The organism is Lysinibacillus sp. NPDC093216 (assembly GCF_050280325.1).
In the GTDB taxonomy this organism is placed as follows: Bacteria; Bacillota; Bacilli; order Bacillales_A; family Planococcaceae; genus Lysinibacillus.
In genome coordinates, this window is record NZ_JBNNVB010000012.1 from 40,866 (window position 1) to 58,580 (window position 17,715).

The window sequence follows — 17,715 nt, forward strand, 5'->3', positions numbered from 1 at the left end:
CCTCTAGTATAGGTCTTTATAAAGACTCTTTTACGCAGCTCGATAATCGTTTGCAAGAATCATGTCTCTTTGGCAAAAGATTAAAAATAGAATGATTTATTGAAAGAAAAAGCCGGGCAGGGCATTAAATCCTGCCCGACTAATTTGAAAAATAACTTTGACCGTGTTCACAAAGGTGTGAACTAACGTTTTCCATTATTCAAAAGACTCTACTGGCTCTTCTTCTTTTTCTTGCTGTGGTGCAATGTTAAGTGCGTCAGCTGGTTGAAGATCTTCTTCTTCGTCTAAGTCGCGAAGCTCTACCTCTTCATCATTAACTGTTAACATTTTCACATCCATACCAAGAGATTGAAGTTCTTTAATCAATACTTTGAATGATTCAGGAACGCCTGGCTCTGGTACACTTTCACCTTTAACGATTGCTTCGTATGTTTTCACACGACCAACAACATCATCGGATTTAACTGTTAAGATTTCTTGAAGTGTGTAAGCAGCACCGTATGCTTCAAGTGCCCATACTTCCATCTCACCAAAGCGTTGTCCACCGAACTGTGCTTTACCACCAAGTGGCTGTTGAGTAACAAGTGAATAAGGACCAGTTGAACGTGCGTGAAGTTTATCATCAACCATGTGAGCAAGTTTGATCATGTACATGACACCAACTGATACACGGTTATCGAATGGTTCACCTGAACGTCCATCATACAGGATTGTTTTACCATCGCGGTTCATACCTGCTTCTTCCATCGTTTCCCAAACATCTTCCTCGTTGGCACCATCAAATACTGGAGTTGCCATATGAACGCCTAAGTAACGAGAAGCCATACCTAAGTGTAGCTCTAAAACTTGTCCGATGTTCATACGAGAAGGTACGCCAAGTGGGTTTAACATGATATCAACAGGAGTACCGTCTGGCATGAATGGCATATCCTCTTCCGGTAAGATACGAGAGATAACCCCTTTGTTACCGTGACGTCCGGCCATTTTGTCCCCTACGCGAATTTTACGTTTTTGAACAATGTAAGCACGAACTAATTGGTTAACACCCGGTGGTAATTCATCGCCATCTTCACGGTTAAATACTTTAACGTCAAGAATAATACCGCCAGCACCATGTGGTACACGTAATGAAGTATCACGAACTTCACGAGCTTTTTCACCGAAGATAGCATGTAATAAACGTTCTTCAGCAGTTAATTCTGTAACCCCTTTAGGTGTTACTTTACCTACAAGAATGTCACCATCACGTACTTCTGCACCGATGCGGATAATACCGCGTTCGTCTAAGTTACGAAGCGCATCTTCCCCAACGTTTGGAATATCACGAGTGATTTCTTCAGGTCCTAATTTTGTATCACGAGACTCTGATTCATATTCTTCAATATGAACAGATGTATAAACATCGTCTTTTACAAGGCGTTCGCTCATGATAACAGCATCCTCATAGTTATAGCCGTTCCAAGTCATGAACGCAACAAGTACGTTACGACCAAGAGCAAGTTCACCATTTTCCATAGATGGACCGTCTGCTAAAATGTCACGAGGTTTCACACGTTCGCCAACTTTTACAAGTGGACGTTGGTTGTATGAAGTACCTTGGTTAGAACGAATGAATTTTTGTAATTTATATTTTGTTAAATCGCCTTTTACCTCTTTACCGTCAACGACTTCAATGCGGCGAACACGGATAGAGCGAGCTTCAACGTGCTCAACAATACCATCATATTTCGCTACTACAGCCGCACCTGAGTCACGCGCATCAACGTGTTCCATACCAGTACCAACGAATGGTGCTTCTGGGTTAAGAAGAGGAACTGCTTGACGTTGCATGTTGGCACCCATAAGTGCACGGTTCGAGTCATCGTTTTCTAAGAACGGGATACATGCAGTCGCAGCTGACACTACTTGTTTAGGAGATACATCCATGTAGTCCATTTGCGATTTGTTAAATACTGTATTGTCCCCACGGAAACGACCTACTACTTCGTCTTTAGCAAATGTACCATCAGGATTTAATAGTGAGTTCGCTTGTGCTACATAGTAGTTATCTTCTTCATCTGCTGTTAAGTAATCAATTTGATCCGTTACTTGACCTGTTTCATGGTCAATACGACGATAAGGTGTTTCAATGAATCCAAATTTATTTACTTTGGCAAATGAAGATAAAGAGTTGATTAAACCAATGTTTGGACCCTCTGGTGTCTCGATTGGACACATACGACCATAGTGAGAATAGTGAACGTCACGTACTTCGAAACCAGCACGCTCACGTGTTAAACCACCAGGTCCTAATGCAGATAGACGACGCTTATGCGTTAACTCTGCCAATGGGTTTGTTTGGTCCATGAATTGTGATAATTGAGAGCTACCAAAGAACTCTTTAATTGACGCAATTACCGGACGAATATTAATTAATTGCTGTGGTACAATCGCAGCTGTATCGTTAATAGACATACGCTCACGTACTACACGTTCCATACGGGATAAACCGATACGGAATTGGTTTTGTAAAAGCTCACCAACAGAGCGTAGACGACGGTTACCTAAGTGGTCGATATCATCTGTTGCCCCTACTTGGTAAAGTAAGTTGAAGAAATAACTTACTGAAGATAATACGTCAGCAGGCGTAATATTCTTCACTTCTTCATCGATGTACGCATTACTAATAATATTGATTTCTTTTTGCGCTTCATCTTTTGGTGCATAAATTTTAATAGACTGGATTGTTACATCGTCTTCAAGTACTCCGCCAACTTGTGATAAAGTGCGGTAACCGATCCCTTTTGATGAATCTTCTAAATACGGTAAGATTTTATCTAAAGTACGACGATCAAGAACTGTACCCTTCTCTACTAAAATTTCGCCTGTTTCTGGGTCTACAAGCGTTTCAGCAATCGTTTGGTTAAATAAACGATTTTTAATATGAAGCTTTTTATTCATTTTGTAGCGACCAACATTCGCTAAATCATAGCGTTTTGCATCGAAGAAACGAGAGTATAATAAACTCTTCGCACTTTCAACTGTTGGTGGCTCACCTGGACGTAAACGTTCATAGATTTCTAAAAGTGCTTTTTCAGTACTTTCAGAGTTATCTTTTTCTAACGTATTACGTAAATATTCGTTATCACCGATAATATCGATAATTTCTTGGTCTGAACCGAAGCCTAATGCACGAAGTAACACTGTTACTGGTAGCTTACGAGTACGGTCAATACGCACGTATACTACATCTTTCGCGTCAGTTTCATATTCTAACCAAGCACCACGGTTCGGAATAACTGTCGCTCCGAAACCTTTCTTACCGTTTTTATCAGTTTTATCATGGAAATACACACTTGGTGAACGAACTAATTGTGAAACGATAACACGTTCAGCACCATTGATAATGAACGTACCTGTCTCTGTCATTAATGGGAAGTCACCCATGAAGACATCCTGTTCTTTCACTTCGTCTGTTTCTTTGTTGTAAAGACGTACTTTCACACGTAATGGAGCTGCGTAAGTAACATCTCGCTCTTTACACTCATCAACATCATATTTAGGATCTCCTAATGAATAATCGATGAATTCTAATGAAAGATTGCCTGTAAAGTCCTCGATCGGCGAAATGTCACGGAACATTTCACGTAAACCTTCTTCAAGGAACCACTCGTAAGACGCCGTTTGAATCTCAATCAGATTTGGAAGCTCAAGCACCTCGTTAATACGCGCAAAGCTTCTACGCTGGCGGTGTTGTCCATACTGAACTAGTTGACCTGTCAACTCATTCACCCCTCAATAAAGCGATATTAGGTCTTTGCAAAATCATACAAATAGTGTATGATTTCGAAAGACAAAAAGAAAACGAGTCTTCAAAAAGATCTCATTTTCGGTTAACTAAACTTATCTTGGCAAGTATACCCACATTATAACAATCATATTCAAAAAGGGCATACGACCTCAAAATAATATTTTTGCATTGTATCATGTTATCATAGCCGATTTGTCAAGTCAATAATTTATGCATATTTCACTTATTTTTTCGCGCGTACTATCCAGTACCCTTTTTTCTTCTCCACAACATCGACTTCAGAAAATTTTTCTTCTAAGTAACTTACCGTTGATGGTGCACCTTGCTTCTTCTGTATTACTACCCACAGCTCACCAGATGACACTAGCTTATCATAAGCTCCATCGTAAAAGCGGAAAATTGTTTCCTTTCCTGCGCGAATTGGAGGATTGGTTAAAATAGCTGCGGCGTTTACATCATTGTCAACCATCGATAGTCCGTCACTCACAAATATCCGTACATTTTGAACACCGTTTACTTGCGCATTTTTTTGCGAGAGTGCAACAGCACGTTCATTGATATCCATCATAAGAACGGTACGGTCTGGGTTTGTTTTGGCAATCGATAATCCGATCGGTCCGTACCCGCACCCCACATCAAAAATCGCACCATCAATATCAGGCATTTGAAAAGCATCTATTAAAACACGGGATCCAAAATCTACTTCGCTTTTACTAAATACACCTGCATCCGTTTCAAAGGAAAACGTATGCCCTAACAACTTGAATGTCCAGTGACGAGGTTTACTCTCGGTTTGAGGCTTACTCGTATAATAGTGATCTGACATTTCCACGCCTCCTCAAAATGAAGAAAAAAGCCCGCCACAATGACGAGCTTTCCTTTTGTTTAAAAGTAACGCGAGATTACTTAACTTCTACAGATGCGCCAACTTCTTCAAGTTTAGCTTTGATTTGTTCAGCTTCATCTTTAGAAACGCCTTCTTTAAGAGCTTTAGGAGCGTTATCTACTACTTCTTTAGCTTCTTTAAGACCTAAACCAGTGATTTCACGAACCGCTTTGATTACTTTGATTTTTTCAGCACCAGCAGATGCTAATACTACGTCAAACTCAGTTTTTTCTTCAGCAGCGCCAGCAGCAGCACCTACTACTGCTACAGGAGCAGCAGCTGTTACACCGAATTCTTCTTCGATAGCTTTTACTAAATCGTTTAATTCAAGAACTGTCATAGCTTTGATAGCTTCTAAGATTTGCTCTTTATTCATTATAATTTCCTCCTAATTGGATAATGTTTTATTGTTGCGGTCAGGCCGCGGAAGTTATAGTGCGTATATTACGCGCCTTGTTCTTCTTTTTGTTCTGCAACAGCTTTTGTTGCAAGTGCGAAGTTGCGCACTGGAGCTTGAAGTACAGATAAAAGCATAGAAAGAAGACCTTCGCGTGATGGAAGTTCTGCAAGTGCTTTAACATCTTCAACAGATGAGATTGTACCTTCAATAATACCCGCTTTAATTTCTAAAGCTTCGTTTTTCTTAGCGAACTCGTTGATGATTTTAGCAGGAGCTACAACATCTTCATTTGAGAACGCAATTGCGTTAGGACCAACTAATACGTCATTGATTCCTTCAAGACCAACAGCTTCAGTAGCACGACGTGTTAAAGTGTTTTTGTAAACTTTGAACTCAACGCCAGCTTCACGAAGTTGTTTACGAAGTTCAGTTACTTGCGTAACGTTAAGACCACGGTAATCCACAATTACTACAGAAGCAGCATTTTGAAATTTCTCAGTAATCTCTTGAACTTGTGCTTGTTTGTTTTCGATAACTTTGCTCATGATGACACCTCCTATTAGAATGGGTCATTTATACCGACAAAAGAAAAGCCTCTGGGTCAAATAGACACAGAGGCTGAAAGTCATCATCTTTAAAATAAGATTCCGAATTCCGCTGTCCTCGGTAGGATCATTAAGTGACAAGTCACTCCTACTGTCTACGGTACAAATGGATGATTCACAACAGCAACCATCTTATCATAGATAGACAGCGCCGTCAACAGATTTACATAAAAACTTAAATTATTTTACTACTACGCTTGAAGCATCAACTTTAAGAGCTGGACCCATTGTAGTTGTAACGTTTACAGATTTCATGTAAGTACCTTTAGCTGCAGCAGGTTTCGCTTTTTGCACTACATCGAATACAGTTAAGAAGTTTTCAACTAATTTTTCTGTAGAGAAAGAAACTTTACCGATAGGTGCGTGGATGATACCAGCTTTATCAGCACGGTATTCTACTTTACCAGCTTTAATTTCTGCGATAGCTTTTGTTACATCGAAAGTAACTGTACCAGTTTTAGGGTTTGGCATTAAACCTTTAGGTCCTAATACGCGACCAAGTTTACCAACTTCACCCATCATGTCAGGAGTTGCAACGATTACATCGAAATCAAACCAACCTTGTTGGATTTTTTGGATGTATTCTGCATCGCCTACATAGTCAGCACCAGCAGCTTCAGCTTCTTTAAGTTTTTCACCTTTAGCGAATACTAATACGCGTTGAGTTTTACCAGTACCGTTTGGTAACACTACTGCACCACGGATTTGTTGGTCGTTTTTACGAGTATCGATTCCTAGACGGAAAGCAACTTCTACAGTAGCGTCGAAGTTCACTGAGCTAGTTTTTTGAGCAAGTTCGATTGCTTCTTGAGCGCCGTATAATGCGTTACGGTCGATTAATTTTGCTGCATCTTGCAGTTTTTTACCTTTTTTAGCCATTATATAATTCCTCCTTGATTGTGGTTATAGCGGATTTTACCTCCCACGAATAAAGGTTGCGCGTTCACAAAGAAACTCCGCAACCTTCCAAAAAACAAATACATCATCAAGTAATGGGATTAGTCTTCGATAACAATACCCATGCTTCGTGCAGTACCTTCAACCATTAACATTGCAGCTTCTACTGAAGCAGCGTTAAGGTCTGGCATTTTAGTTTCAGCGATTTCGCGAACTTTATCACGTTTAACCGTTGCCACTTTTTTACGATTTGGTTCACCAGATCCAGATTGGATACCAGCTGCTACTTTAAGTAGTACTGCTGCGGGTGGAGTTTTTGTAATGAAAGTGAATGAACGGTCCTCGAATACTGAAATTTCAACTGGAATGATAAGACCAGCTTGATCTGCAGTACGCGCGTTGAATTCTTTACAGAATCCCATGATGTTCACACCTGCTTGACCTAATGCAGGACCAACCGGTGGAGCTGGGTTTGCTTTACCAGCAGGGATTTGAAGTTTAACAACTTTAATAACTTTTTTAGCCACGAGACACACCTCCTTAAGTCCGTGATGTGGTAATTGGGTTGCCCCTCCCACTCAATATCTGTCTGTCAGCTAATTGCCGATAACATTAAAATTATCATTGCAGACGTCAAACCAAAGTATGACAATCTGACCTAGAAATGATACCACTTTTAATTTTTTTAAGCAAGTAGTAATTAACAAAATCTGCGACATACGTCTTAGACATATGTACTTTAGTTACTAGAACTACATTTTTTGTATTTGCTCAAAATCTAGTTCCATAATTGTTTCGCGACCAAACATATCGACAGAAACTTTCACTTTTCCTTTTTCAGTGTCAATTTCTTCAACACGTCCTTGGAAGTGAGCAAAAGGCCCTTCCAATACTTCTACTGCTTCTCCAACAGAAATATCAATCTCGACAATTTTGTCAGTCATTCCCATTTGTTGAAGTAGACGATCCGCTTCTTCAGGTAATAAAGGTGTCGGTTTTGCACCACCACCAGATGAACCGATAAAGCCAGTTACACCTGGCGTATTGCGTACAACATACCATGAATCATCTGTCATAATTAGCTCTACTAAAACATAACCAGGGAAAACTTTGCGCATCATAGTACGCTTTTTCCCATCCTTCATTTCTGTTTCTTCATGTTCAGGTACAATAACACGGAAAATCTTATCCTGCATACCCATTGTTTCTACACGTTTCTCTAGGTTTGCTTTTACACGGTTTTCATACCCTGAATACGTATGAACAACATACCAATTTTTCTCCATAACTACTAGGACTCCTCGTCCGTCCCTCCCTTACAAATAAGAGTGAAAATGATTCACGATATGCTAAGTGCATTCTTTACTCTTTTCACAAACTGCTCATTAGAAAAACATAGCTTTCGCTAATAGCTAGCGAAAGCCTGATGATATATACCAAATCTAGCATAGTCATCTATCGCTACCCTCATACTATCCCTAGTAGCTTACTTATCATATTGAGAATATTTTACTGCTGTCCACTTCTTCAATCTCGCCTTGGCGTAATTGCCGCTGACGCGCAGATAAACAATGCGTTCGGAGGCTTTATCTTCAACGAAGATAAAACAAACGAAAAAACCCGTTTATTGTAATGACGGGCTATTTCAGAAGTATTAACATGCTATTTACTAAATTATAACTCTAAGTACCAGCGGAATAATGATGAAATACCTAAGTCTACTAACACAAAAAATAAAGCCATAATTACAACAGTTGAAATTACAACGACTGTATATTTCGTCAGTTCTTTACTTTTTGGCCAGCTTGTTTTGCGCATTTCCGACATTACATTGCTGAAAAAGCCTTTAATCTTGCCCATTCTAGCCTAACCTCCGAATCAATCATATCTGTCTATTTACAAATTATTTTATAGCGTTTGTTTATGCACTGTATGTTCATTGCAATGCGAGCAAAATTTCTTTAATTCGAGGCGTACAGTTGTATCTTCCTTAGCTGGAAACGTATAATTTCTCGATCCGCATTTTTCGCAATTTAGAACGACTTTTTTTGCCATATAATCACCTTTTCGGCACTTTGTCTTTTCAAGACTAACACCTATATTTGTCAATGTCAACAAAGGCATACAACCGCTAAGACATTTCTTCAAGAACTAAATGTCGCTCTAATTTACGCTTTACTCGTTGCAAAGCATTGTCAATAGACTTCACATGACGATTTAATTTCTCAGAAATTTCATGATAAGACTGTCCATCTAAGTAAAGCGCTAACACTTGTAGCTCTAATTCACTTAAAATCTCACCCATCTTTTCTTCTAAGTAGCCAAACTCTTCTCTATGAATCATTAATTCTTCCGGATCATCCATAATAGCACCGGTTAACACATCCATTAATGTACGGTCTGACTCTTCATCAAAAATAGGCTTGTCCAAAGAAACATAAGAATTTAGTGGTATATGCTTTTGTCTTGTAGCTGTTTTAATAGCCGTAATAATTTGTCTTGTAATACATAATTCAGCAAAAGCTCGAAAAGAAGCAAGTTTATCTCCCTTAAAATCACGAATGGCTTTATACAAACCAATCATGCCTTCTTGCACAATGTCTTCTTTATCTGCACCAATTAAAAAATAAGATCTAGCCTTCGCTCTCACTAACAAACGGTATTTCGTAATTAAATAATCCAACGCATCTGTATTACCTTGATGCACCATTTCAATAAGTTCTTCATCATTGAATCGTTCAAAATCTTGTGTCACTTGTACAATATTATTTTTAAACATGGTATCACCTCAGCCACAACAGATAATAGGAACAGTATAACGGAATTGGAAAATATGAGTCAATCAATCATTTCAAACCACGCCGCCACTTTTCAAAGGCTAAAGCAACATCCGGCTTAAGCTCCATGCGAGATGGCGGTTTGCTATCATGTTTTTGTTTCACATCATGAGAAATTTTATGTTGGATAATACCCATCTCAATTTCTAGCTCTCTTGCCGATTTTCGCAGAGCACCATTACCAAAAATAACATTTTGCTCTGCCATATCAGAGGTTGCTACGTGAATCTGTACATTTCTAGCTTTTAGTTCATGTGTCATTTTTTCAATACGTTCATCTGCTGTTTCGTTTTTCCGTGTATAAATGATTTCGACATCGTTTTCTAAATAAGTTTGCTCCACACCCGGTACAAGATGCGCGTCAAAAACTATAATTACGCGCCACCCCATAGCTGCCTTATACTCAGCCATAAGCTCAATCAACCTCTTACGGGCATCTTCAAAATTAGTATCACGTAATGGTCGTAGCTCTTTCCAAGCTCCTATCATATTATAGCCGTCAACAAGCAAAATATTGTTCATTGTCAATCATTCGCTTCTTGACGTTTACGATACACTTCGTACATTAAAAGTGCAGCAGCTACCGATGCATTTAGTGATGTGACATGCCCAACCATCGGTAGATGATATAAAAAGTCACATTTTTCTTTTAATAAGCGGCCCATTCCTTTGCCTTCACTACCAATAATAATCGCAAGCGGCAATGTTGCATCCATTTTACGATAGTCTGCAGAACCTTTGGCATCTGTACCTGCAATCCATACCCCTCGTTCTTTTAGCTCATCTACTGTCTGCGCTAGATTATTAACACGCACAACAGGTACATGCTCAATTGCTCCAGTTGATGCCTTTGCCACTACAGCTGTCAAACTCACAGAACGGCGCTTCGGAATAATAATACCATGCGCACCTATCGCATCAGCAGTTCGCATAATAGAGCCCAGATTATGAGGGTCCTCTAGCTCATCTAAAATTAAGAAGAATGGATCTTCTTGTTTTTTTGCCGCTACAGCAAATAAGTCCTCTAGCTCTGCATATCTATATGCTGCAACAGAGGCAACTATTCCTTGGTGGTTGGCATCTGATAATTGATCCACCTTTTTTTTCGGGACAAATTGAACGATGACGCCACGTTCTCGTGCTAAATCTAGGAGTTCATTAACCCCTGATTTTTTCACACCTTCTGCAATCCATACTTTATTCATATCGCGGCCTGAACGAAGTGCTTCTAACACTGGGTTTTTACCGGCAATAATTTCACCATTTTGCTCTGCCATTAATTCGACACTCCTTTTGATTCCTCGATGATTTGAATAGCGTATGCAATGATTGCATAGACGCGTTCTAATTCATTTAATAAATATAAACTACCGAGCACAGCCTCAAAACCTGAGCTATTACGGTATGTTTGAACATCTGTATTTTTGGGCACAGAGCCGGATTTGGCATTGCGTCCACGACGGAACACAGCCAACTCCTCCTCTGTTAAAAAGCCTTCATCCATCATTCGATGTACAATCATAGATTGAGCTTTAGCTGATACGTAACGCGTCGCTTCTCTATGAAGTGTGTTAGGTTTGACACGGCCGGCACGTAATAAATGCTCTCGTATCTTTTGTTCTAAAACTGCGTCTCCCATATAGGCTAACGCTAATGCATTCAATTGCTTAACATCTTCGTTGCGGAGTTTATCCAAGTTGCTTACCCTCGTTTCCATCTAGTTCCTTGTCGCGTATCTTCTAAAATGATACCTTGCGCTTGCAAATGGTCACGAATTTCATCCGAACGAGCAAAATCACGATTTTTACGTGCATCTACACGTTCCTGTAACAGTGCTTCAATTTCTTCGTCTAATAGCTCTTCTTCTTTTGCAAATTCAATACCTAAGACGTCACCTAACACCTCAAAAGTTTCAGTAAAACTTACTAATACTTTTTCATCAGTATTCGTTTCATTTAGATAAATATTTGCGATGCGCGCTAATTCGAATAATACAGAAATGGCATTGGCTGTATTAAAGTCATCATCCATCGCTTCTTCAAAGTAAGCTTTTTGTTCAGCAATTTTTTCAAGCCATTCTTCTGAGTGATCACCTAAGCTCGCAGTTGCTGTTAAACGGTGTTTCACATTGTTGTAGGCAGTACGAATTCGTTCTAACCCATTTGCGGCTGCATCTACTAAATCCTTCGCAAAGTTAATCGGATGACGGTAATGCACAGAGAGCATAAAGAAGCGTAAAACTTGTGGGTCAATTTGTTTACGAATATCATTAACGAGTATAAAATTACCAAGGGATTTGGACATTTTTTCATTATCAATATTAATATACCCATTGTGCATCCAATAACGCGCAAATGTTTTATCATTATGAGCTTCAGATTGCGCAATTTCATTTTCATGATGCGGGAATGTTAAATCTTGCCCACCTGCATGAATATCAATAGTATCTCCTAAATGCTCACGTGCCATTACAGAGCACTCAATATGCCAACCCGGACGTCCTTTGCCCCAAGGACTTTCCCAGTAAATTTCACCTGGCTTTACAGCTTTCCATAGAGCGAAATCTAACGCATCATCTTTTTTCTCGCCTGCTTCTATACGAGCACCAATTTTTAAATCATCCACCGATTGGTGAGATAATTTACCGTAACCATTAAATTTACGAGTTCGGTAATAGACATCACCAGCTGACTCATAAGCATAGCCCTTATCGACTAAAACTTGAATGAATTGAATGATATCATCCATATGCTCTGTTACACGCGGATGTACATCTGCTTTCTTGCAACCTAGCGCTGAAACATCTTCAAAGTATGCGGCAATAAAGCGCTCCGTTAATTCATGAACTTCTTCTCCAAGCTCATTTGCAGCCTTAATAATTTTGTCGTCCACATCTGTGAAATTTGAAACAAATTTCACATCATAGCCTTTGTATTGGAAATAACGACGCACTGTATCGTAGACAATTACAGGACGTGAATTCCCAATATGAATGTAGTTATAAACTGTTGGACCGCAAACGTACATTTTTATTTTGCCTTCTTCCAGCGGTACGAAAGTTTCTTTTTGTCGTGTTAATGAGTTGAAAATTTGAATACTCATTGTGTTTCTCTCTCCTTTTGTAAGCGCTCGATTTCCTGATTCAATGCTGCAATCTGCTTCTCGAAAGCTTGACAACGTTCTTCTACAGGGTCAGGTATATTTTGGTGGTCTAGTTTTTTCTCTAGACGAACCCCATCCTTAATCACTATTTTACCAGGAATACCGACAACTGTAGCATTTGGTGGCACTTCTTTTAAGACAACTGAACCTGCACCAATTTTACTATTTTCACCAATTGTAATAGAACCTAAAACTTTTGCACCTGTCGCAACTAGTACATTATCCTCTAATGTTGGGTGGCGTTTCCCCTTTTCTTTTCCTGTACCACCTAAAGTTACACCTTGATACAACGTTACATTATCACCAATCTCACATGTTTCACCAATTACAACGCCCATCCCATGGTCAATAAAGAAACGTCGACCAATTTTCGCTCCAGGATGAATTTCAATTCCAGTAAAGAAGCGACTAATTTGTGAAATGGTACGGGCTATAAAATAAAAACGCTTTTTAAAGAACCAATGGGCAACTCGGTGTGACCAAGTAGCGTGCAAACCTGAGTATGTTAGTATAACTTCGAATACACTACGCGCTGCTGGATCATTCTCAAAAATTGTTTCTACATCTTCCTTCATTCTTTTAAACACAAAAAGCTCCCCCTTTTCATTTTGATCTGCTTTAATTCCACACAGCCACTTGCATCCCTGGCCATTGAAATACTATAGCTGACGTTGATTTCATCACAGAGTTAATGGAGTAGAATCCGGCGCATCCATCGCTTCAATTCACTGTCCAGAAAATAAAAAAGCGCCCCTATCATCCCAAAAAGGAATGACAGAGACGCTAAATTTGCGCGGTTCCACTCTGATTGAAGGCGAAAGCCTTCCACTCTGGACGTTCTGTAACGGGAACGAATCGATAAAGCCTACTAGTTGTTCAGCTTTATACTCAAAGGTGCATTTCAGTTTTGCCTAGGCTCAGACCACTTTCAGCCGGTGATGGTCCTCTCTTTGGAGCATGCGCCACTTACTTCTCCTTATCAACGCTTTCTCAATGTAAATACATTTTACAACGAACTAATAAATTGTCAATCAATTTCTACTTATTGTGCAAATTTTTCTACACGGTCAATTGTTTTCTGTTTACCAATTAAGCAAATCGCGTTAGGAAGTTCTGGACCATGCGTTTCACCTGTCGTTACGACGCGGATTGGCATAAATAGATTTTTACCTTTGTGACCTGTTTCTTTTTGAACAGCTTTAATAGCCGCTTTGACAGTATCAGGTGTAAATTCCTCTAAACCTTCAAGCTGTGCTTTAAATGCAGCCATTACCTCAGGTACTTGCTCCCCTGCTAAAACTGCTTTTGCTTCTTCATCATATTCAATATGATCGTTAAAGAATAGGCGAGATAGTTCTACAATTTCAGCACCAAAGCTCATTTGTTCATGATAAAGTGCGATTAAATCTGTAGCCCATGCACGTTTTTCTTCTGTTAACTCTTCTGGTAATAAACCAGCTTTTTGTAAGTGCGGTAAAGATAATGCTACCACTTCTTCTAAAGATAGTTTTTTAATGTATTGGTTATTCATCCAAGTAAGCTTTTGTTTATCAAACATAGATGGTGATTTTGAAAGACGTTTTTCATCAAAAAGTTTAATAAATTCTTCTTTTGAGAAAATTTCTTCTTCCCCTTCAGGAGACCAACCAAGTAATGCGAAGAAGTTAAACATCGCTTCAGGTAGGTAGCCTAAATCTTTATATTGCGTGACGAATTGAATAATTGATTCGTCACGTTTTGATAATTTTTTGCGGTTTTCATTAATGATTAATGTCATATGACCAAAGCGTGGATATTCCCAGCCAAATGCATCAAAAATCATCATTTGTTTTGGTGTATTCGATAAATGCTCTTCACCACGGAATACATGTGAAATTTCCATAAAGTGATCATCTAGCACTACCGCGTAGTTATACGTTGGGATACCGTTTGCTTTAACAAGAACCCAATCACCAATATCTTTTGACTCAAATGCTACTTGTCCACGTACTAAATCTTCAAATTCATATGTTACATTTTCAGGTACGCGCATACGAATTGTATATTGTTCACCAGCAGCTTCTTTAGCCGCAACTTCCTCTGCTGATAAATGACGACAAGTGCCATCATAAGTTGGAGCTGCAACACCTCGTGCTTTTTGTTCTTCACGAGACGCTTCTAATTTCTCAGAAGAACAGAAGCATTTGTAAGCTAAACCTTGTTCTAGTAGCTTTTCAGCGTGCTCTTTATAAATATCAAGACGCTCCATTTGGCGATAAGGTGCATATGGTCCACCAATATCGATCGACTCATCATACTCAATACCTAACCATTTTAAATTATCTAGCTGAGATGCTTCTCCGCCCTCTACATTACGCTCAATATCTGTATCCTCAATACGTACGATGAATTTACCGTCATGATGTTTTGCATATAAATAGTTAAATAACGCTGTACGCGCTCCACCGATATGTAAGAAACCAGTAGGGGATGGCGCGTAACGAACACGAACTTCTTTCGCCATAATTAAAAGCCTCCTAAATTTTCGTTCAAAAAATTGACTTTGTTCATTTTACCACTCTGTTACAGGAAATAAAAGCGCTGAGAGCCTGCTTTTACTTCTTAATCAATAGGATTGTCGCCATAGCCGCAATCCCTTCCTCGCGACCTGTAAAACCTAAACGTTCAGTTGTTGTTGCTTTAACATTCACTTGAGAAGGCTCTGCATGAAGTAATTCAGCAATACGATTTTGCATTTGTTCAATATATGGTGCCATTTTCGGACGTTGTGCCATAATCGTACAATCCACATTGCCTAGAACATAACCCTTGTCCTCAACAATCTTCCAAATATGCTCTAATAATTTTGCTGAATCAGCATCTTTGAACGCGGGATCTGTGTCTGGGAAATGACGACCGATATCTCCCTCACCAATAGCCCCTAACGCTGCATCTGTTACAGTGTGTAATAAAACATCTGCATCCGAATGCCCTACTAACCCTTTTTCATGAGGAATTGTTATACCACCAATAATTAATGGACGCCCTTCTTCAAATGCATGCACGTCAAATCCTTGTCCCACTCGAAACATATGATTTTGAGACTGTCTAATAAGATAAATAAAATCCACCACATGAAGCCTATTTACTTCAAAAAATATGCAGACTTAAAAAGCGTCTATTCAGCTCATAAGGCAGTCTCATTCACCTTCTTTCACTTTTATATTTACTCTATATTATACCCTCACATTTTAACATATTTCCTAGGAAATGAGTGTCTCGACTAAGTTATATACTATTGGGCTCTCATTTCCCTCGTATTTTTTGTTATGCTTGCATTAATCTAATACGAATACGATAAGGCGGGACTGACATGAACATCAATACTTTTGAAAAGCAATTTAAAAAAGTAATTATACAGCGTGGACACGATTATTATGTAAAAAATCATGTCATTGATATTATGCAAATTGACAATAGCAATTGGCAGGCAGAGGTTGAAGGAACTGAACCGTATACTGTAGACGTCGTCATCACATCAAATGGCGATATTACATATGCGAATTGTGACTGCCCTTACGATGATGATTGCAAGCATATTGCCGCTGTGCTATACGCGATTAAGGAACAACTTAACAATCCTCCTGTACCAGTATCTAGATCATCTAAAGTCAAAAAATCAACATTACAGCAATTGCTAACAACACAAACAAAAGAAAATTTAATAAGCCTAATTCTAACAGTTGGGGAGAACTCCCCTAATTTTTTGCAAGAATTAGAAATGCGACTAATGGAGCCAACAGATATAGTAAAGGCCGCTAAAAAAATGATTGTCCAGCATCTAAAAAGCGGGCAGGAGGGGCGTAGCGGTTTTATCCCACGTCATCGGGCATCGAAAGCACTAAAAGGTGTCTACTCAACACTTCAACACGCTAAGGAGCATATTGACGAAGAGAATTATATTACAGCTATTGAGCTTAGTTTTCTGTGCCTTCAATACACATTAGAGGCACTACAATATGGTGATGATTCCGATGGTCATTTCGGTGATGCCATAAATGAAAGTCTTGAATTAATTAGTCAAGCGATTGAAGAAGGAGCTAGTCTTTGGTCAAAAGAGCAGTATGAAACAGTCTATGAACTTGTTATTCAAAAAGCAATGCAACACGAGTTAGATGGCTGGGTAGACTGTCGAATTCATTTACTCCATGCCTGTGTTCCTCTTTGTGTGGATGATGCGATTGAGGAGCAATTCAAAACCCTCATTCATTCGATGGAAAGTACATCAGATGATTGGAATGCACAATATATAAACAAAGAGTTAAATCAAGTTGAGCTTCACTTATTACAGAATAAATACAGCAGTAAGGAAGTAGAGGCATTTTTGGAGAAGCATATTGAGGACTACCATATGCGTGAACAAATTATTCAATCTGCCATTAACCGCGGTGAATATGAAAAAATATTACAATTAACAGCAGATGGGATCCAGCAAGATCAACAACTCCCAGGAATTGTGAGCATGTGGCAACGCTATGCCTTTCTAGCTCATCAGCATTTAGGGCATACAGAAGAGATGCGCGAATTAGCTTTAACGCTATTACAACAGGGTGATTATGATTTTTACAAGGAGTTCAAAGCTCTTCACTCTACTGAACAATGGCCGGAGGTTCTGGAAGAATTATTAAACAGCCTTACCAATTCACAATTATATGCAAGACTTATTGTAGAGGAACAGCAATCTAAACGTATTCTAGACTATTGCAAAGAATACCCAACACGAATAGAGGACTATTATCAATTCATTAAAGAGCAGTACTATGAAGAAGTTTGTGCACTCTTTATTGACGCCGTCACTATCGATGCTCAATCTTCCGCTAATCGAAAAAATTATAAAGATGTCTGTCGTTCTATCAATATTATGCGTAAGGCTGGCTATACCGTAGAAGCTGAACGGTTGATTACTGATTTACTGCAAACTTACCCAAAGCGCCCTGCTTTTATAGAGGAATTAAAGAGTATTATGAAATAGTGGATTTTCTCTGCAAAAAGAGTTTCTTAACAGCTTTACATTTTGAGGAATTGAAGCATTTAAGAACATAGCTGAAAGAAGTTAAAATAAAATCCCATAAGAAGTTATAGTGCTACTTCTTTACGGG

18 protein-coding genes and 2 other annotated features are annotated in these 17,715 nt (G+C 39.0%); of the genes, 1 reads left to right on the forward strand and 17 read right to left on the reverse strand.

Translation table 11 applies throughout. The features are described 5' to 3' along the window. Positions 1-195: 195 nt before the first annotated feature. From rpoB to ispF, 17 genes are all read right to left on the reverse strand, one after another. Positions 196-3,771, reverse strand: a complete 3,576-nt coding sequence (rpoB, locus tag ACQKOG_RS14480; RefSeq protein WP_370077739.1) for a DNA-directed RNA polymerase subunit beta — start codon at positions 3,769-3,771, stop codon at positions 196-198. A 242-nt stretch (positions 3,772-4,013) separates the two neighbouring features. Next, complete coding sequence (locus ACQKOG_RS14485) at positions 4,014-4,616, reverse strand: class I SAM-dependent methyltransferase (RefSeq protein WP_370077741.1); 603 nt, start codon at positions 4,614-4,616, stop codon at positions 4,014-4,016. Between the two features lie 76 nt (positions 4,617-4,692). Continuing rightward, positions 4,693-5,052: a 50S ribosomal protein L7/L12 gene (rplL, locus tag ACQKOG_RS14490; protein WP_049662812.1), complete on the reverse strand. Its 360-nt coding sequence runs from the start codon at positions 5,050-5,052 to the stop codon at positions 4,693-4,695. 68 nt (positions 5,053-5,120) lie between these two features. Beyond that, the gene (gene rplJ, locus ACQKOG_RS14495) at positions 5,121-5,621 is read right to left on the reverse strand and encodes a 50S ribosomal protein L10 (protein WP_370077744.1); all 501 of its coding nucleotides are present in this window, start codon (positions 5,619-5,621) and stop codon (positions 5,121-5,123) included. A 32-nt stretch (positions 5,622-5,653) separates the two neighbouring features. Further along, positions 5,654-5,800: a sequence feature (ribosomal protein L10 leader region), on the reverse strand. A 61-nt stretch (positions 5,801-5,861) separates the two neighbouring features. Further along, positions 5,862-6,560: a 50S ribosomal protein L1 gene (gene rplA / locus ACQKOG_RS14500; RefSeq protein ID WP_370077746.1), complete on the reverse strand. Its 699-nt coding sequence runs from the start codon at positions 6,558-6,560 to the stop codon at positions 5,862-5,864. 119 nt (positions 6,561-6,679) lie between these two features. After that, positions 6,680-7,105 carry a 50S ribosomal protein L11 gene (gene rplK / locus ACQKOG_RS14505; protein ID WP_004233593.1) on the reverse strand — a complete coding sequence of 142 codons (426 nt, stop codon included), beginning with the start codon at positions 7,103-7,105 and terminating at the stop codon, positions 6,680-6,682. A 225-nt stretch (positions 7,106-7,330) separates the two neighbouring features. Further along, positions 7,331-7,864 (reverse strand): transcription termination/antitermination protein NusG, encoded by a 534-nt coding sequence (gene nusG / locus ACQKOG_RS14510; RefSeq protein ID WP_049662801.1) that lies wholly within the window; start codon positions 7,862-7,864, stop codon positions 7,331-7,333. Positions 7,865-8,252: 388 nt separating this feature from the next. Next, the gene (gene secE / locus ACQKOG_RS14515) at positions 8,253-8,438 is read right to left on the reverse strand and encodes a preprotein translocase subunit SecE (protein ID WP_053596042.1); all 186 of its coding nucleotides are present in this window, start codon (positions 8,436-8,438) and stop codon (positions 8,253-8,255) included. A 48-nt stretch (positions 8,439-8,486) separates the two neighbouring features. Next, positions 8,487-8,633, reverse strand: a complete 147-nt coding sequence (gene rpmG, locus ACQKOG_RS14520) for a 50S ribosomal protein L33 (protein ID WP_132362667.1) — start codon at positions 8,631-8,633, stop codon at positions 8,487-8,489. A gap of 76 nt (positions 8,634-8,709) precedes the next feature. After that, positions 8,710-9,357: an RNA polymerase sporulation sigma factor SigH gene (gene sigH / locus ACQKOG_RS14525; protein ID WP_370077748.1), complete on the reverse strand. Its 648-nt coding sequence runs from the start codon at positions 9,355-9,357 to the stop codon at positions 8,710-8,712. A gap of 67 nt (positions 9,358-9,424) precedes the next feature. Then, entirely contained in the window at positions 9,425-9,937 is a 513-nt protein-coding gene (locus tag ACQKOG_RS14530; RefSeq protein WP_370077967.1) for an NYN domain-containing protein, read from the reverse strand. A 2-nt stretch (positions 9,938-9,939) separates the two neighbouring features. Next, a complete protein-coding gene (gene rlmB / locus ACQKOG_RS14535) occupies positions 9,940-10,692 on the reverse strand; it encodes a 23S rRNA (guanosine(2251)-2'-O)-methyltransferase RlmB (protein WP_370077750.1) in 753 nt (250 codons plus the stop codon). Beyond that, positions 10,692-11,111, reverse strand: coding sequence for a Mini-ribonuclease 3 (locus tag ACQKOG_RS14540; RefSeq protein ID WP_053482829.1), 420 nt, complete (start codon positions 11,109-11,111; stop codon positions 10,692-10,694). Before ACQKOG_RS14540 ends, rlmB begins: the two co-directional genes overlap by 1 nt. A 5-nt stretch (positions 11,112-11,116) precedes the next feature. Further along, positions 11,117-12,517 (reverse strand): cysteine--tRNA ligase, encoded by a 1,401-nt coding sequence (cysS, locus tag ACQKOG_RS14545; RefSeq protein WP_370077753.1) that lies wholly within the window; start codon positions 12,515-12,517, stop codon positions 11,117-11,119. Then, the gene (epsC, locus tag ACQKOG_RS14550) at positions 12,514-13,164 is read right to left on the reverse strand and encodes a serine O-acetyltransferase EpsC (protein WP_323648541.1); all 651 of its coding nucleotides are present in this window, start codon (positions 13,162-13,164) and stop codon (positions 12,514-12,516) included. The genes cysS and epsC overlap by 4 nt, the downstream gene beginning before the upstream one ends. A gap of 186 nt (positions 13,165-13,350) precedes the next feature. After that, positions 13,351-13,569: a binding site (T-box leader), on the reverse strand. Between the two features lie 50 nt (positions 13,570-13,619). Then, on the reverse strand, positions 13,620-15,080 hold the full coding sequence (gltX, locus tag ACQKOG_RS14555; RefSeq protein ID WP_427447124.1) for a glutamate--tRNA ligase: 1,461 nt from the start codon (positions 15,078-15,080) through the stop codon (positions 13,620-13,622). Between the two features lie 91 nt (positions 15,081-15,171). Then, positions 15,172-15,648, reverse strand: a complete 477-nt coding sequence (ispF, locus tag ACQKOG_RS14560) for a 2-C-methyl-D-erythritol 2,4-cyclodiphosphate synthase (RefSeq protein WP_370044013.1) — start codon at positions 15,646-15,648, stop codon at positions 15,172-15,174. A 281-nt stretch (positions 15,649-15,929) separates the two neighbouring features. Here ispF and ACQKOG_RS14565 point away from each other — a divergent pair, with 281 nt between their 5' ends. Next, the gene (locus ACQKOG_RS14565) at positions 15,930-17,588 is read left to right on the forward strand and encodes an SWIM zinc finger family protein (protein WP_402869977.1); all 1,659 of its coding nucleotides are present in this window, start codon (positions 15,930-15,932) and stop codon (positions 17,586-17,588) included. The last annotated feature ends 127 nt before the right edge of the window (positions 17,589-17,715 follow it).